The sequence below is a fragment of the Achromobacter sp. EG18 genome, assembly GCF_059759395.1.
On record NZ_CM186213.1, the window covers coordinates 3869473 to 3883997 of the forward strand.

The following is a 14525-nucleotide window of genomic DNA, read 5'->3' on the forward strand; positions in this document are numbered from 1 at the left end:
CTAGCCCGCCGACAATTCGCGCGCGCGTTGCGCGGCCTTCAGCGCCGCCTCGGTAATGGCGGGCGCCACGCCCGCCTCGCGCAGATGCGTCAGCGCGGCGTAAGTGGTGCCGCCCTTGGAGGTCACCCGTTCCTGCAGCTCGATCAACGCCGCGTCGTCGCCCGCCGCCAGTTCCGCGGCGCCGCGAAACGCCGCCACCGACAGGCGGCGCGCATCGACCGCGCCGAAGCCGAGCTCCCGCGCCGCTTGTTCCAGCGCCGCCATGAAATGGAACACGTAGCCCGGACCGCTGCCGGTCACGGCGGTGACGGCGTCAAGCATGGCCTCGGTATCGACCCAGATGCATTCGCCCACCGCGGCGAACAGCGCATCCACCTGCGCGCGTTGCGCCGCGCCGCAACTGGCGGTGGCGTACAGACCCGTCATGCCCAGCCCGACCTTGGCCGGCGTATTGGGCATTGCCCGCACGATGCGCGCATGGCCGCCCAGCCATTGCGACAGCGACGCGAGACTCACGCCCGCCGCGATGCTGACCACCGTGGCCGGCGCTGACAGATGCGCCCGCACTTGCCCGCAGGCGTCATGCAGCGCTTGGGGCTTGGTCGCCAGTACGCACAGCGCCGCGTCGGCGATCTCGGGGCCGGCGCTTGCCTGGCACGCCAGGCCGCGCGCCAGCAGGCTGGCGCGGGCAGGTTCAAAGGGTTCGACCACCAGGAAATCCGTCCGCTCGCGGCCCCGGGCCAACAATCCGTCGATGATGGCGCTGGCCATGTTTCCGCCGCCGATGAAGACGATTCTTTCACGCATGATGTCTGGTTCCCTGTGTCAATCGAAAATGGCCCGGCGCCTGCGCACCGCCGCGGCGTCGAGCGCGCCGATGCGATTACGCCCCAGCAGCCGCAATGTGTTCTCCAGTTCGGTCCGCAGGATCGCCAGCACCTCGCCCGCGCCGCGCGGCCCCCGTCCCGCCAGCCCATACAGCGGCGCGCGGCCCAGCAGCACCCCACGCGCGCCCAGCGCCACCGCCTTGGCGATATCGCTGCCGCGCCGCACCCCGCCATCCACCAGCACCTCGAGCGACTGCCCCAGTTCGGCCGCGACAGCCGGCAGGACTTCCAGCGGGCAGGGTGCGCATTCCAGCTGCCTGCCGCCATGGTTGGACAGCACGATGCCATCCACGCCGCTGGCCTGCGCCCTGCGCGCATCGGCCAGCGTCTGGATGCCCTTGATGACAAGGCGGCCGGGCCACTGGCGGCGCAGCCAATCGATGTCGTCCCAGGTCAGGGCCATATCCATCTGCCGGCTCAGGGCGGACGCCTGCTCGGTGATGTCCTCGCGCGCGTTGGAGCTTACGGCCAGGTTCTTCAGCTGCGGACCGCCGCCGCGCAACATGCGCCAGCACCAGCCCGGATGGGCAGCGAGGTCGAGCAGCAGGCGGCCGGAAGGGCGCAGCGGCAGCTGGAAGCCGTTGCGCTTATCGTGGTCGCGGTTGCCATGCACCGGCACGTCGACCGTCAGGAACAGCACCGTGTAGCCGCTGTGCCATGCGCGGTCCATCAGGTGTTCGGCGATGCGGCGGTCGCGTTGCACGTATAGCTGCAACCACAATTCGCCGGCGCTGGCCGCGCGCACGTCTTCCAGCAGCGAGGTCGATGCGGTGGACAGCACGAACGGCAGGCCGGCTCGATGCGCGGCGCGCGCCAGGTGCACGTCCGCATCGGGCCAGAACAGCCCGTTCAGGCCCGTCGGCCCGACAATGGCGGGCATGGCTGCGGCCGCGCCCAGCACGGTGGTTTCCAGGTGGCAGTCGGTGACGTCCGCCAGCACTTGCGGCACGAATTCCAGCTCGCCAAAGGCGGCCACGTTATGGCGCAGCGAGATCCCGTCCTCGGCCCCTCCTTCCAGATAATCGAAGGCCAACCGGGGCAGCCGCCTGCGCGCCCGCGCCCGGTAATCCATCACGCTGGGCAGCATGTCTCTTCCTTGTTGGCTGGATTTCAATTAAATTACATAACAAACACATCAATTGTATTTCGATTGTTTTAGAGCAAGCCATTCCGACCTTCCCGCTTAGGACATACCCTAAATTCAATTGATATACGATTATTCAAATCGAAAAGCAATTTAAGTAATCGTATGCTGTGTCTCAACGTGATCGGTTCTCGACCTTTCCGATCCCTACGGGACGACAGACATGACCATAGGTACCCCCCTGCTCGATGCGCTTATCCAGGCGCTGGGCGATAGCGCAGTCCTGCGCTCCGACGCCGACATGGCCGGCTACACCGAAGACTGGCGCGGCCGCTACAAAGGCGCGGCGCTGTGCGTGGCCCTGCCGGGGTCGACCCGGCAAGTCGCCGACATCGTGCGCCTGTGCAACGACTACGCCACCCCCGTATTGCCGCAAGGCGGCAACACCAGCCTGTGCGGCGGCGCGGTGCCGGACGAGGCCGGCCCGCCGCCCGTTATCGTCAACCTGTCGCGCCTGCGCCAGATCCGCCGCGTGGACCCGGCCAACAATTCGATGGAAGTCGAAGCCGGCTGCGTGCTGGCCTCGGTGCAGCAGGCCGCGGCGGAACAAGGCCGGCTGTATCCCATCAGCCTGGGCGCGGAAGGTTCGTGCCAGATCGGCGGCACCATCGCCACCAACGCGGGCGGCACCGGCGTGCTGCGCTACGGCAATACGCGCGACAACATCCTGGGCCTGGAGGTCGTGCTGCCCGACGGATCGATCTGGAACGGCCTGACCGCCTTGCGCAAGAACAATACCGGTTTCGACCTGAAGCACTTGTTCATCGGCGCCGAAGGCACCTTGGGCATCGTGACCGCGGCCGTGCTGAAGCTGCACCCCCTGCCCAATCGCCACGCCATCGCCTGGCTGGCGCCCACCGATCCGCAGGCCGCGCTCGACATCCTGGGCCTGTTCCAGCAGCAATGCGGCTCGCGCCTGTCCGCCTTCGAGATGATCGACAGCAATCAGCTGGACATCGTCATGACCCATGTGCCCGGCCGCAAGAATCCACTGCCCGGCGCGCACCCCTGGCATGTGCTGGTGGAGTTGTCGGACACCGGCAGCGGCGCGGAGCTGCAGGAGGTCCTGCAACAGATCCTGGAACAAGCCTTCGAACTGGGATTGCTGCGAGATGCCGTGGTGGCCAGCAGCGACAGCCAGCGCGCCGCGCTCTGGGAAGTGCGCCATAGCGTCTCGGAAGGCAACAAAAAGGCCGGCGTGGGCCTGACCACCGACAGCGCCGTGCCGGTCTCGAGCGTGCCGCGCTTCATCGCCGCCGCCACCGAGGCCGTGCGCCGCCTGGTGCCGGACCTGCCCATCCTGATCGTGGCCCACCTGGGCGACGGCAACGTGCACTTCATTCCCTTCTTCACGTTCGACGCCTGGAACGCGCTGCCCGAGCGCGACGCCATGGCGGCCGCCATTCGCCGCGCCGTCAACGACGTGGCCGATGCGCTGGGGGGCACCTTCAGCGCCGAGCATGGCGTGGGCCGCACGTCGCTGGCCGAAATGGCGCACTACAAGTCACCGGTCGAACTGGCCATGATGCGCACGCTGAAAGCCAGCTTCGACCCCGCCGCCCTCTTCAATCCCGGTCGCTTGCTGCCCTGAAGCCGCCCTTCCCGTCCGCCGTCCCGCTGGAGTCCTTCCATGAAATCCACCTCCTACAACGCCTCGCGCCGCAGCGCGCTCAAGACCGCCGCCGCCGGCGTCGCCGCCCTGGCCATGCCGATGATCTGGACGCCGTCGCGCGCGGCTTCCAAGCGCATCGTCGTGCGCGACGACGGCGGCATCTACAGCAAGGCCTATGGCGCGGTGTTCTACAAGCCGTTCACGGACGCCACCGGCATCCAGGTGGTGGGCGTGCAGGCCAACGCCGAGCCCACCGCGCAGATCCGCAGCATGGTGGACACCGGCAACTACACCTGGGACATGGCCAAGATCAGCCAGCCCGCCATCCTGATGCTCACCGAAGGCGGCAAGGTCTACCTGGAAAAGCACGGCCTGGAATCCGACCCGGTCGTGGCCACCATTCCCAAGCAATACATGTCGCCCTATGGCGTGGGCAACAACGTCTACACCACCGTGCTGGCCTACCGCACCGACGCCTTCAAGGGCCGCCGCGCCCCGGCGTCGTGGGCGGACTTCTGGGACGTCAAGAACATCCCCGGCCGGCGCGGCCTGCGCAAGCACCCGTTCGACACCATCGAGGAAGCGCTGATGGCCGACGGCGTGCCGACCGACAAGGTCTACCCCTGCGACATCGACCGCGCCCTGGCCAGCCTGGACAAGATCAAGCCGTCCGTCGACGTGTGGTGGAACACCGGCGCGCAGGTCGAGCAGATGCTGGGCTCCGGCGAAGTCGACATGATCGCCACCTGGGTCTCGCGCGCCCAATCGGCCATCGCCAACGGCGCGCCCGTGCAGATCGTGTGGGACCAGAACATCTGGGGTTGCGACAACTGGTCGATCCTGAAGGGCACGCCCAACGCCGACGCCTGCCGCGAATTCATCAAGTTCGCCTCGGACCCCAAACGCCAGGCCGCGCTGGTCGAGTTCTTCGCCGCCGGCGTGACCCAACCCGCCGCGTTCGACCACATCAAGGCCGACGTGGCGCGCAATTGCCCCACCCACCCCGACAACATCAAGACCGGCCTGCACATCAACGCCGCCTACTGGCTGGACAAGCAGCGCGACGTGCTCGAGCGCTTCAACGGTTGGGTCTTGAAGTAATTCTCTGCATACGCCGAACGCCATGTCTTCTTCCAATCTGCAAATCTCGGGCCTGGGCAAACGCTATGGCGATTTCGTCGCCCTGGCGCCCACGCACCTGGATGTCGCCCGCGGCGAATTCCTGACCCTGCTGGGCCCGTCCGGGTCCGGCAAGACCACACTGCTGAGCCTGATCGCGGGCCTGGCCCGGCCCGACGAGGGCCGCGTGCTGATCGACGGCAACGACGTCACCCACGGCGCGCCGTACGAGCGGGACATCGGCATGGTGTTCCAGAACTATGCGCTGTTCCCGCACATGACCATCCTGGAGAACATCGCCTTTCCCCTGAAGATGCGCAAGATGCCGGCGGCCGAAGCGAAGCGGCGCGCACAGGAAGCGCTGGACATGGTGCGGCTGCCGCAGGTCGGCGCGCGCCTGCCGCGCGAACTGTCCGGCGGCCAGCAACAACGCATCGCGCTGGCGCGATGCATGGTCTACCGCCCCGCGATCATCCTGATGGACGAACCCCTGGGCGCGCTGGACAAGAAGCTGCGCGACCAGATGCAGCTGGAGATCAAGCGCATCCACCGCGAACTGGGCACCACCATCGTCTACGTGACGCATGACCAGGAAGAGGCCATGACCATGTCCGACCGCATCTGCCTGATGAACGGCGGCGCGATCGAGCAACTGGGCACGCCCGCCGACCTGTACTTCCGCCCGCGCACCCTGTTCGTGGCGGACTTCCTGGGCGAATCCAACCTGCTGCAGGGCGAGGTCACGGCCGTCGACGGCGCCACGCTGACCGTCAGGCTGGCGCACCAGGGCGTCAGCGGCCAGGCACTTTCCAATGGCGCCACGGTCAGGGTCGGCCAGAAGGTCACGCTGATGCTGCGTCCGCAGAATCTGCAGGCCGGCCCCGCCGAGGCCCATGGCCGGGCCCTGACCGGCAAGCTGCTCGACGTGATGGTGACCGGCAGCCTGACCAAGCTCTATCTCGATTCGGGCGCGCCCGACAGCGCCCCGCTCGTGGTCGCCTACCCCACGCGCCGCCAGGCCGAGCAGTACGCCATCGGCCAGCCGCTGTCGGTGACCTGGCAGGCCGCCGACGCGGTCGCCATCGCGGAGTGACCGCATGAGCCCCCTTGCCCCTCCCCGCAAACGCATGAGCCAGGGCCGCCGCCATTTCCTCATGGCCGCGCCGCTGGCGATCCTGCTGCTGGTGCTGCTGATCTATCCGGTCGGCCAGTTGCTGCTGCTGAGCTTCTACGGCGACCAGGGTTTCTCGCTGACGCAATACCACCGGTTGTTCGAGTCGTCGGTGTACGTCAACGTGCTGCTCATCACGCTGAAGATCTCGCTCTGGACGACCTTCTTTGCCGTGGTGGCCGGCTACCCGGTCGCCTACCTGATCTCGAGCCTGTCGGCCCGGCGCAAGACGTCGCTGCTGTTCTGGGTGTTGCTGTCGTTCTGGACCAGCTTCCTGGTGCGCACCTTCGCGTGGGTCGTGCTGCTGGGCCGCAACGGCGTGGTCAACCAGATGCTGCAGGCGCTGGGCATCCTGGATGCGCCGGCCAACCTGCTCTACAACTTCGGCAGCGTGCTGGTCGGCATGGTGCATGCGCTGATGCCGCTGGCGGTGCTGACGATGCTGTCGGTCATGGAGAACATCGACCGCAACCTGCCACGCGCCGCCTCCACCCTGGGCGCGCGCCCGGGCACCGCGTTCTGGAAGATCTACTTCCCGCTGTCCATGCCCGGCGTGGCCGCCGCGGCCATCATGGTGTTCGTCACCGCCATCGGCTTTTTCATCACCCCGGCGCTGCTGGGCGGCCGCAAGGAGACGATGATCACCCAGATCATCATCGACCAGGTGCAGCAGACCATGAACTGGGAATTCGCTGGCGCGGTGTCGGTGCTGCTGCTGGTGGTGGTGCTGGCCGTGTTCGCGCTGTACGACCGCATACTGGGCCTGTCGACCATGACCGGCGCCGGCGCGTCGCGCCCCCGCGTCTCGGCCAAGCCCGGCCTGGCGCGCCGCGCGGGCGAGGCCCTGCTGGACCTGCTGGCCGCGCTGTCCGACCGCCTGTTCTCGCTGCTGCCCACGCGCCTGCGCCGTTCGGTGTCAGGCACCGGCCAATCGCGCACCCTGTGGTGGATCGTGCTGGCGGTGCTGGCCTTCCTGTCCGCGCCCGCCTTCCTGATGATCCCGCTGTCGTTCGATTCGGGGTCCGGCCTGACCTGGCCGCCCAAGGGCTTTTCGTTGCAATGGTACGAGCAGATGTTCACGTCGCCGGTGTGGATGCAGGCCATCACGCGCTCGCTGGTCGTGGGTGTGGGCACCGGCCTGCTGGCCATGCTGATCGGCACGCCGGCCGCCTTCCTGCTGGTGCGCGCCGACATGCGCGGCAAGTCCGCCATGCTGGCCTTCGTGCTGTCGCCCATCGTGGTGCCGCGCATGATCATCGCGGTGGGCATGTTCTATTTCTTCGCCCGCGTCGGCCTGGTCGGGTCGACCGTCGGCCTGATCCTGGCGCACACGGTGGTGGCGGTGCCGTACGTGGTGATCACCATGATGGCGGTGCTGCGCAACTACGACACACGCCTGGACCTGGCGGCGCAAAGCCTGGGCGCGGGGCCCTGGTCGACGCTGCGCTTCGTGACCTTCCCGATCCTTGGCGCGGGGCTGATGTCATCGTTCCTGTTCGCTTTCGCGACTTCGTTCGACGAGCTGACGATCGCGCTGTTCGCCTCGGGCGGGCTGAACGCCACCCTGCCCAAGCAGTTCTGGGACGAGGTGACGCTGCAGATCTCTCCGGTGATCGCCGCCGTGTCCACCTGCCTGTTTATCTTCATCGCCGCGCTGATCTGGCTCGCCGACCGGCTGCGCCGCCGCAGCCTGGCGGGCTGAGGCGCGGCGCCGTTTCCCTTCCATCAGGATTTTTCCATGTTGAATGCAAGCCACCTGCGCGGCGTGTTTCCCGCGATTCCCACCCCGGTCAATGCCGACGACACCATCAACGTCCCGGCGGCCCAGGCGCTGATCGCCTACCTGCTCAAGCAGGGCATCGACGGCATCGTGCCGCTCGGCGGCACCGGTGAGTACGGAGCCTTGGCGCGGGCCGAACGCATCCGCATGTGCAAGCTGACGGTGGACGCCGTGGCCAAGCGCGTGCCGGTGATTCCCGGCGTGCTGGACCCGGGCTTTCACGACGCCCTGCAGGCCGGCCGCGAATTCGCCGACGCGGGCGCCGACGCGCTGATGGTGCTGACGCCCTACTACACGACCCCGACCCAGGCCGGCATCCGCGAGTACTTCCTGCGCTACGCCGACGCATCGCCGCTGCCGGTGATGATCTACGAGATCCCGTACCGCACGCGCATCGCGATCGCGCCCGAAGTGCTGCACGAACTGTCGCGCCACCCGAACATCATCGGCATGAAGGCCTGCAACACGGACATGTACCACTTCCTGCGCACGGTGGCCGGCGTGGACGAATCATTCGCCGTGTTCAGCGGCGAGGACACGCTGCTGCCGGTTCACCTGGCCGCCGGCGCCCAAGGCGGCATCGTGGTGACGGCGAGCCTGCTGCCCAAGGCCTGGCGCAAGGTCTATGACCTGGCCGCCGAAGGCCGCACGCGCGACGCCATGCTGCTGCACCGTCGCCTGATCCCCCTGATGAACCTTGCGTTCGCCGAGACCAATCCCGGACCGATGAAGTCGGTGATGGATCTCATCGGCGTCGATGCGCCGGAAGTGCTGGATCCCCTGGTGCAGCCCGGGGCCGACCTGCAGGCGTCCTTGCGGTCGGTGGTCAAGCCCTTGCTGGCGGAGTTCGAGGGCGTTTGAGACAGGCGATTCGGGAAGGATTGGACGCAATCGATCGACCGCGCCCGGCCCTTACCTCGAATACGCCGAGAACTTGGACTTGGAGATGGACGTCGCCGCCACCTGCACATGCTGCGCCAACTCCGCCTCGACCCGCGCCACGGTCCATCGCGTCGTCGGCACGGAGATGTTAATCGCCGCCACCGCCAATCCCCGATGATCGATCACCGGCGCCGCCACCGAAATATCTCCCAGCACCGTCTCGTTCACGATGATCGCGTAGCCCTTTTCGGCCACGCGCTGCGCGCGTTCGAGCAGCTTGTCGGGATTGACTTCCGTGTAGGGCGTGATCGGCTCCAGGCGGGTCTGCGACAGGATTTCACGGCGCTGCTCGTCCGACAGGCGTGACAGGATCGCCGTCCCCGACGCGGTGAAATACGCCGGCAGGCGGCTGCCCACGGCGATGTCCACATTGACCAGGTGATGCCCTGGGAAGCGGGCCACGAACACGATCTCGTGCCCGTCCAGTTCTTGCAGGTTGGTGGTTTCGCCCAGCGTGCGGCTGATGTCCAGCAGATAGGGCGACGCCTTGTCGATCAACTCATTGGCGCGCACGTAGTTGTACGAGAACTGCAGCACCTTCGGCGTCAGTCCGTAATTGCGCGTGTCCGGAATGCGGCGCAGATAGCCCAGCGTTTCCAGCGTGTAGACCAGGCGTTGCGTCGCGCTGCGGTCCAGGCCCGAGGCACGCGCAATGTCGGCCAGCGTCATGTGGCGTTTCGGGCCGTCGAAGGCGTGCAGCACCTGGAAGGCTTTTTCGGTCGAGCCTACAAAGAGCGAAGACCGGGCCTCGGTCGCCGCCTGCGTCTTGTCCGTATCGTCGGGCTTGTTTTTGGGCACGGGAGCAGCCTATTTGAAAGAAGGAGCGCGCGCGAATCGGAAGCGCGGGCCGTCTTGCCGGCGGCAATCGCGCGTATCGCACGCGATTTAATTGTAATTCAATTATTAATAGCAGATCCCAATTACCACATAGCGCGGCACACGCGATCGCGCTGCCCTCAACCGTGCGTCGGCGGACCGGCCCTCACGCTGCCGCGAGCGCCGTCATGCGGCCAACGGCACGCCTGGCTGGCTGGCCGAGCGCGTGCCCGGCACCGGATGACAGGACTGCGGATGGTAGGTATGCACCAGTGACAGCTTGACGCGGTCGCTGCGGTTGCCCTGCGCCGCGTGCAGCGTGCGGCAATGGAAGAACACCAGGTCGCCGGCGCGCAGCTCGGGACAGACGGCGCGCGCGATCCATGCGGCGTTCTCGGGCGCGTCATCGCGGAAGAATTTCTGCTCGTCGAACTGCGCCGGCTTGAACGCCGCCGCGTGCGAGCCTGGAATGAACGACAGGCCGCCGTTGTCCCAGTTCTCGTCGCCCAACGCCAGCCAACAGGACATCAGGTCGGTATCGGAAAACGACCAATAGCGGATGTCCTGGTGCCAGCCGGTCAGGCTGCCATAGGCGGGATGCTTGGTCATCACGCAGTTGTGGTGCACCGTGGACAGCACCGGCGTCTCGCCGAAATAGCGCGCCAGCGATTGGCCGATGCGCGCGTTGGTGGCCCATTGCGCGAACAAGGGATCGCGCCCATAGGCGCTGAGCAGGCGCCGCACCGTCAGGCCGCCTTCGGCGTTGCGCGACTCGGGCGCGCCGGGATAGCGCAGGTCCGCCTCGTATTCGATGGGCGCCACGTGCTCGCGCAGATGGCGCTCGGCCAGCGCGCGCAGCGCCGCCACCTCGGCCGGGTCGGCGAACTGGCGCGCGACCACGAAACCCTGCTCGCGCAGGACCGCTAACTCATCTTCTTGCAACGACGCGGACATGATGAACCTGCCAACCCCTCAGACCCCGCGGCGTAAGCTGCAAAGCGTCTGCGCACAGGGCAGGCGCGTGCCGGGCGAGGCGCCGGCGAGCGCGGGGAGAGCTAGATTACACCTAAATACGCGGGCCGGCGGCCGGCGTCTGGTCGGGCGGGGGCGCGGCCCGGAGGCGGGCGGTGTCACGCTCGGCTTCCTCGTGGTGCACCCACTCGCGCCACACGGCCACCAGCAGCGCCATCAGCACCGGGCCGACGAACAACCCGACGATGCCCATGGTCTTCACGCCCCCCACCAGGCCGAAGAAGGTCGGCAGGAACGGCAGCTTGACCGGCCCGCCCACCAGGCGCGGACGCAGCGTCTTGTCGACGATGAACAGTTCGACGCTGCCCCACACCATCAACGCGATGCCCGCCACCACATGGCCGGAACCGACCAGGTACAGCGACACCAGCGTGAACGACAGCGGCGCGCCGCCGGGAATCAACGCCATGAAGCCGGTGACCACGCCCAGCAGCACCGGCGACGGCACGCCGGCGACCCAGTAGGCGATGCCCAGCACCACGCCCTCGCCCAATGCGATCAGGCCCATGCCGGTGACGGTGGAATTGATGGTGGCCGGCACCACGCGCGAAAAACGCTGCCAGCGCGCCGGCAGGATGCGTTCGCCCAGCACGTCCAGTTGCGCCACCATGCGCATGCCGTCCTTGTAGACGAAGAACAGCGTGATCAGCATGAACAGCACCGTCAGCAGCAACTGGAACACGTTGCCGGTGGCGGCAAGCACCATGCGGTAGATATTGCCCAGGTGTTCGCCGCTGACGGCCTCGACCAGCGCGCCCAGCGCATGCGGCTGGCCGATATAGGCCTGCCAGTATTCGGAGAGCCGGTCGCCCACCACGGGCATCGAGGTGATCCAGTTGGGGACCGCGACGCCATGGCGATTGGCGGCGATGGCCCAGGCGAAGAAGGTGCTGGCCTCCTTGATGGCGTACGACAGCGCCAGCGACAACGGCACGATCAGCACCACGATCACCACCAGCAGGGCCAGCGACGCCGCCAGCGCGGTGCGGCCGCCGCAGCGCGCGACCAGCCGCTGGTACAGGGGCCAGCTGGCCAGGCCGATGATCAGCGCGGCCAGCGCCGGCACCAGGAAGCCGCTGAGGAAATACACCCCCGCCAACAAAACGAGCAGCAAAAGCCAACGGGCGATCAGGTAAGCGGGGAGTACAGGCTGCATAGAGCGGATCGACAGTGAATGCGTTGAGGCTTTGACTGTCGGACTATACAGACGTTTCGGGAAATACGAGGGACGCAAGCCCTGTATTTACTACGGGGTTTCCCGGTGTTCCGGGATTTTGCCGGCAAATTGCGGGCGTGGCGGACCCGCGGGCCCGCCACCTCGGACACGGCCTGCCTTACAGCGCGTATTCGGCGGCCTCTTCGCGCGCGGTACGGCGGCGCGGCATGGGGTCGTTGGCAGCGGCCACGCCGGCCACGGCCATCTGCTTGGCCTGGCTGATCTGGCGCTGCTGGAACACGCCGCAGCTGGCGGCGGCCGGATCGGTCTCGTCGCGGCCGCTGAGCAGCGGGCAGCTGGCGAACAGTTCCGCCGCCCAGTCGGCGAAGGCGCGCACCTTGGGCGACAGCTGGCGGCTTTGCGGATACAGCACCGAGATCGCGGTGGCGCTGGGCTTCCATTGCGGCAGCACCTCGATCAGCTCGCCCGACTGCAGGTAGGGCAGCGCCATGTAGCGCGGCGTCTGGATCAGGCCGAAACCCTTCAGGCCGCAATCCAGGTAGGCGCCGGCCTCGTTCACCGCCACGGTGCCGCGCATGTCCACTTCCTGGTGCTTGCCGTCGATCTTGAAGTCCCAGGCGCAGTTGCGGCCGGTGCGGCTGGAGAAATAATGCACGGCGTGGTGGTTGCGCAGTTCCTCGATGGTCTGCGGCATGCCATGGCGCGCGACGTAGGTCGGCGAGGCGCAGGTCACGGTCTGCAGGGTGCCGATGCGGCGCGCCACCAGGCTGGAATCTTCCAGGTCGCCGGCGCGGATGACGCAGTCGACCGCCTCCTGCACCATATCGACGGGACGGTCGCCCATGCCCAGCACCAGTTCGACATCGGGGTACTTGTCGTGGAAATCACACAATGAGGGAATCAGGATCAGCCGGCCGATACAGGTCGGCACATCGATGCGCAGCCGGCCCTTCAGGCGCAGCGCCGCTTCCTGGAAACAGGCCTCGGTTTCCTCGACGTCGGCCAGGATGCGCACGCAGTGCTGGTAGTAGCCGGCGCCGTCGGGCGTCAGGCCGATGCGACGCGTGGTGCGGTTGAGCAGGCGCACGCCCAGCAGGCGTTCGAGATTCTGGATGATGGTGGTGACGGTGGTGCGCGGAAGCGAGAGGCTGTCGGCCGCCCGGGTGAAACTATTGGCGTCCACGACGCGCACAAACACCTGCATAGCCTGAAAACGGTCCATGGCGACGGTGTCCTTTAAGGGCAATTTGGTCGGGGTGTACGGAGCATAACCCGAATTCGCCCGAGATTAGACAAATCTGCCGAACAGTGTTGCCGAGATAGACGTGTTTATCCGCGCCGGCAAAACACTCAGAATGCAAAGCATCTTGAAGTGCCCGTGCCGCCCGGCGCCATCCCAGGGCCTGTCAATCCTCAGATTCCGATCCCGGTATAACCCGTCCCCCAAAAAAAGGCGGGTTCCACCAGGGAAACGTAACCGCGTTGCATGTTGCACTGCAATATGACATCGGTGTTTCAGGACTGACAGACCCGCCGCGATGCCCGCCCCGCCGCCAACCCGCCCCCGTCGCGGTCACGGCAAGCGCGCTTCACCCCGACATCACCCATCAAGGAACATCATGGTTTCGCGTAATCGTATTGCTGTGCTCGTCGTCTTCGCGGCCGTCATCGCGGCCGGCGGGGGCTATGCCCTGTTTCGCGCCCCCGCCGGCGCCAACGCGGCCCAGGCGCAAGGCGCGCCCGCCGCGACCCCTGTCGAGGTGGCCGAAGTGGTCAGCAAGACCATCGTCGATTGGCAACGCTACTCCGGCCGGCTGGAAGCCATCGACCGCGTGGACATCCGCCCGCTGGTGTCCGGCACTCTGACCGCGGTGCACTTCCAGGACGGCAGCATCGTCAAGAAGGGCGACGTGCTGTTCACCATCGACCCGCGCCCCTACGCGGCCGAGGTGGACCGCGCCGCCGCCGCCCTGACCGCCGCCAAGGCCCGCGCCTCGTACACGGCCACCGAACTGGCCCGCGGCCAGCGCCTGTTGGCCGACAACGCCATCGCCCGTCGCGACTTCGAGGAAAAGCAGAACGCCGCGCGTGAAGCCGCGGCCAACCTGCAAGGCGCGCAGGCCGCGCTGGACTATGCCAAGCTCAACCTGGGCTACACCCGCATCGAAGCGCCGGTCGCCGGCCGCGTGTCGCGCGCGGAAGTCACGGTGGGCAACGTGGTCGCCGCCGGCGCCGCCTCGGTGCCGCTGACCACGCTGGTGTCGGTCTCCAAGATGTACGCCTCGTTCGACGTCGACGAGCAGACCTTCCTGAAGTACGTGAACCCCGCCCGCAACGGCAAGGCTGGCTCGGTGCCGGTCGAACTGGGCCTGGCCAACGAGGATGGCTACTCGCGCACCGGCTTCGTGCAATCGGTGGACAACCGCCTGGACGCCACGTCCGGCACCATCCGCGTGCGCGCCGAATTCGACAACGCCGACGGCACCCTGCTGCCGGGCCTGTACGCCCGCATCCGCCTGGGCGGCAGCGAACCGCGCAGCGCCGTGCTGATCGACGAGAAGGCCATCGGCACCGACCAGGACAAGCGCTACGTGCTGGTGCTGGACGACAAGAATCACGCCAACTACCGCCAGGTGAAGCTGGGCGCCAACCAGGAAGGCCTGCGGGTCGTGGACTCCGGCCTGGCCGCCGGCGAACGCATCGTGGTCAATGGCTTGCAGCGCGTGCGCCCCGGCGACGCCGTGAGCCCGACCGTGGTGCCCATGGTCGCGGCGCAACGCAACCCGGTCAAGACCGCGGCCGCCAACTAAGCCGCCGGTGAACCGCAAAGCAGAACGAGAACGTT

The 14525-nt window shown here is 67.2% G+C and carries 12 protein-coding genes; 6 read left to right on the plus strand and 6 right to left on the minus strand.

The annotated features are described in order from the left end of the window. Nucleotides 1-807, minus strand: a complete 807-nt coding sequence (gene proC, locus AC6CR5_RS17645) for a pyrroline-5-carboxylate reductase (RefSeq protein WP_054446728.1) — start codon at nt 805-807, stop codon at nt 1-3. A gap of 18 nt (nt 808-825) precedes the next feature. Continuing rightward, nucleotides 826-1974, minus strand: a complete 1149-nt coding sequence (locus AC6CR5_RS17650) for an alpha-hydroxy acid oxidase (protein WP_020926138.1) — start codon at nt 1972-1974, stop codon at nt 826-828. A 220-nt stretch (nt 1975-2194) separates the two neighbouring features. On the opposite strand from AC6CR5_RS17650, the gene AC6CR5_RS17655 reads away from it, so the two are divergent. From AC6CR5_RS17655 to dapA, 5 genes are read left to right on the plus strand one after another with little or no spacing between them, the layout of a single operon-like run. Then, complete coding sequence (locus AC6CR5_RS17655; protein WP_437262670.1) at nt 2195-3622, plus strand: FAD-binding oxidoreductase; 1428 nt, start codon at nt 2195-2197, stop codon at nt 3620-3622. Between the two features lie 39 nt (nt 3623-3661). Beyond that, nucleotides 3662-4744, plus strand: coding sequence for an ABC transporter substrate-binding protein (locus AC6CR5_RS17660; RefSeq protein WP_006386246.1), 1083 nt, complete (start codon nt 3662-3664; stop codon nt 4742-4744). 22 nt (nt 4745-4766) lie between these two features. Continuing rightward, nucleotides 4767-5855, plus strand: a complete 1089-nt coding sequence (locus AC6CR5_RS17665) for an ABC transporter ATP-binding protein (protein ID WP_498084773.1) — start codon at nt 4767-4769, stop codon at nt 5853-5855. Between the two features lie 4 nt (nt 5856-5859). After that, on the plus strand, nt 5860-7635 hold the full coding sequence (locus tag AC6CR5_RS17670) for an ABC transporter permease subunit (protein WP_054482505.1): 1776 nt from the start codon (nt 5860-5862) through the stop codon (nt 7633-7635). Nucleotides 7636-7671: 36 nt separating this feature from the next. After that, nucleotides 7672-8574 (plus strand): 4-hydroxy-tetrahydrodipicolinate synthase, encoded by a 903-nt coding sequence (dapA, locus tag AC6CR5_RS17675; RefSeq protein ID WP_047991993.1) that lies wholly within the window; start codon nt 7672-7674, stop codon nt 8572-8574. Nucleotides 8575-8625: 51 nt separating this feature from the next. On the opposite strand, the gene AC6CR5_RS17680 is transcribed toward dapA, so the two are convergent. The 4 genes from AC6CR5_RS17680 to AC6CR5_RS17695 form a co-directional block, all read right to left on the minus strand. Beyond that, nucleotides 8626-9453 carry an IclR family transcriptional regulator gene (locus tag AC6CR5_RS17680; RefSeq protein ID WP_024070553.1) on the minus strand — a complete coding sequence of 276 codons (828 nt, stop codon included), beginning with the start codon at nt 9451-9453 and terminating at the stop codon, nt 8626-8628. Nucleotides 9454-9657: 204 nt separating this feature from the next. After that, entirely contained in the window at nt 9658-10425 is a 768-nt protein-coding gene (locus AC6CR5_RS17685; protein ID WP_006386241.1) for a phytanoyl-CoA dioxygenase family protein, read from the minus strand. Between the two features lie 112 nt (nt 10426-10537). Then, complete coding sequence (locus AC6CR5_RS17690; RefSeq protein ID WP_024070554.1) at nt 10538-11659, minus strand: AI-2E family transporter; 1122 nt, start codon at nt 11657-11659, stop codon at nt 10538-10540. A 178-nt stretch (nt 11660-11837) separates the two neighbouring features. After that, complete coding sequence (locus tag AC6CR5_RS17695) at nt 11838-12902, minus strand: LysR family transcriptional regulator (RefSeq protein ID WP_020926131.1); 1065 nt, start codon at nt 12900-12902, stop codon at nt 11838-11840. 397 nt (nt 12903-13299) lie between these two features. Between AC6CR5_RS17695 and AC6CR5_RS17700 the strand changes: the two genes are divergently transcribed. Next, nucleotides 13300-14490: an efflux RND transporter periplasmic adaptor subunit gene (locus AC6CR5_RS17700; RefSeq protein WP_006386238.1), complete on the plus strand. Its 1191-nt coding sequence runs from the start codon at nt 13300-13302 to the stop codon at nt 14488-14490. The last annotated feature ends 35 nt before the right edge of the window (nt 14491-14525 follow it).

Coding starts and splice junctions, on each gene's coding strand:
- proC (WP_054446728.1), bottom strand. CDS start 807: ATGCGTGAAAGAATCGTCTTCATCGGCGGCGGAAACATGGCCAGCGCC.
- AC6CR5_RS17695 (WP_020926131.1), bottom strand. CDS start 12,902: ATGGACCGTTTTCAGGCTATGCAGGTGTTTGTGCGCGTCGTGGACGCC.
- AC6CR5_RS17685 (WP_006386241.1), bottom strand. CDS start 10,425: ATGTCCGCGTCGTTGCAAGAAGATGAGTTAGCGGTCCTGCGCGAGCAG.
- AC6CR5_RS17690 (WP_024070554.1), bottom strand. CDS start 11,659: ATGCAGCCTGTACTCCCCGCTTACCTGATCGCCCGTTGGCTTTTGCTG.
- AC6CR5_RS17665 (WP_498084773.1), top strand. CDS start 4,767: ATGTCTTCTTCCAATCTGCAAATCTCGGGCCTGGGCAAACGCTATGGC.
- AC6CR5_RS17700 (WP_006386238.1), top strand. CDS start 13,300: ATGGTTTCGCGTAATCGTATTGCTGTGCTCGTCGTCTTCGCGGCCGTC.
- AC6CR5_RS17670 (WP_054482505.1), top strand. CDS start 5,860: ATGAGCCCCCTTGCCCCTCCCCGCAAACGCATGAGCCAGGGCCGCCGC.
- dapA (WP_047991993.1), top strand. CDS start 7,672: ATGTTGAATGCAAGCCACCTGCGCGGCGTGTTTCCCGCGATTCCCACC.
- AC6CR5_RS17655 (WP_437262670.1), top strand. CDS start 2,195: ATGACCATAGGTACCCCCCTGCTCGATGCGCTTATCCAGGCGCTGGGC.
- AC6CR5_RS17660 (WP_006386246.1), top strand. CDS start 3,662: ATGAAATCCACCTCCTACAACGCCTCGCGCCGCAGCGCGCTCAAGACC.
- AC6CR5_RS17650 (WP_020926138.1), bottom strand. CDS start 1,974: ATGCTGCCCAGCGTGATGGATTACCGGGCGCGGGCGCGCAGGCGGCTG.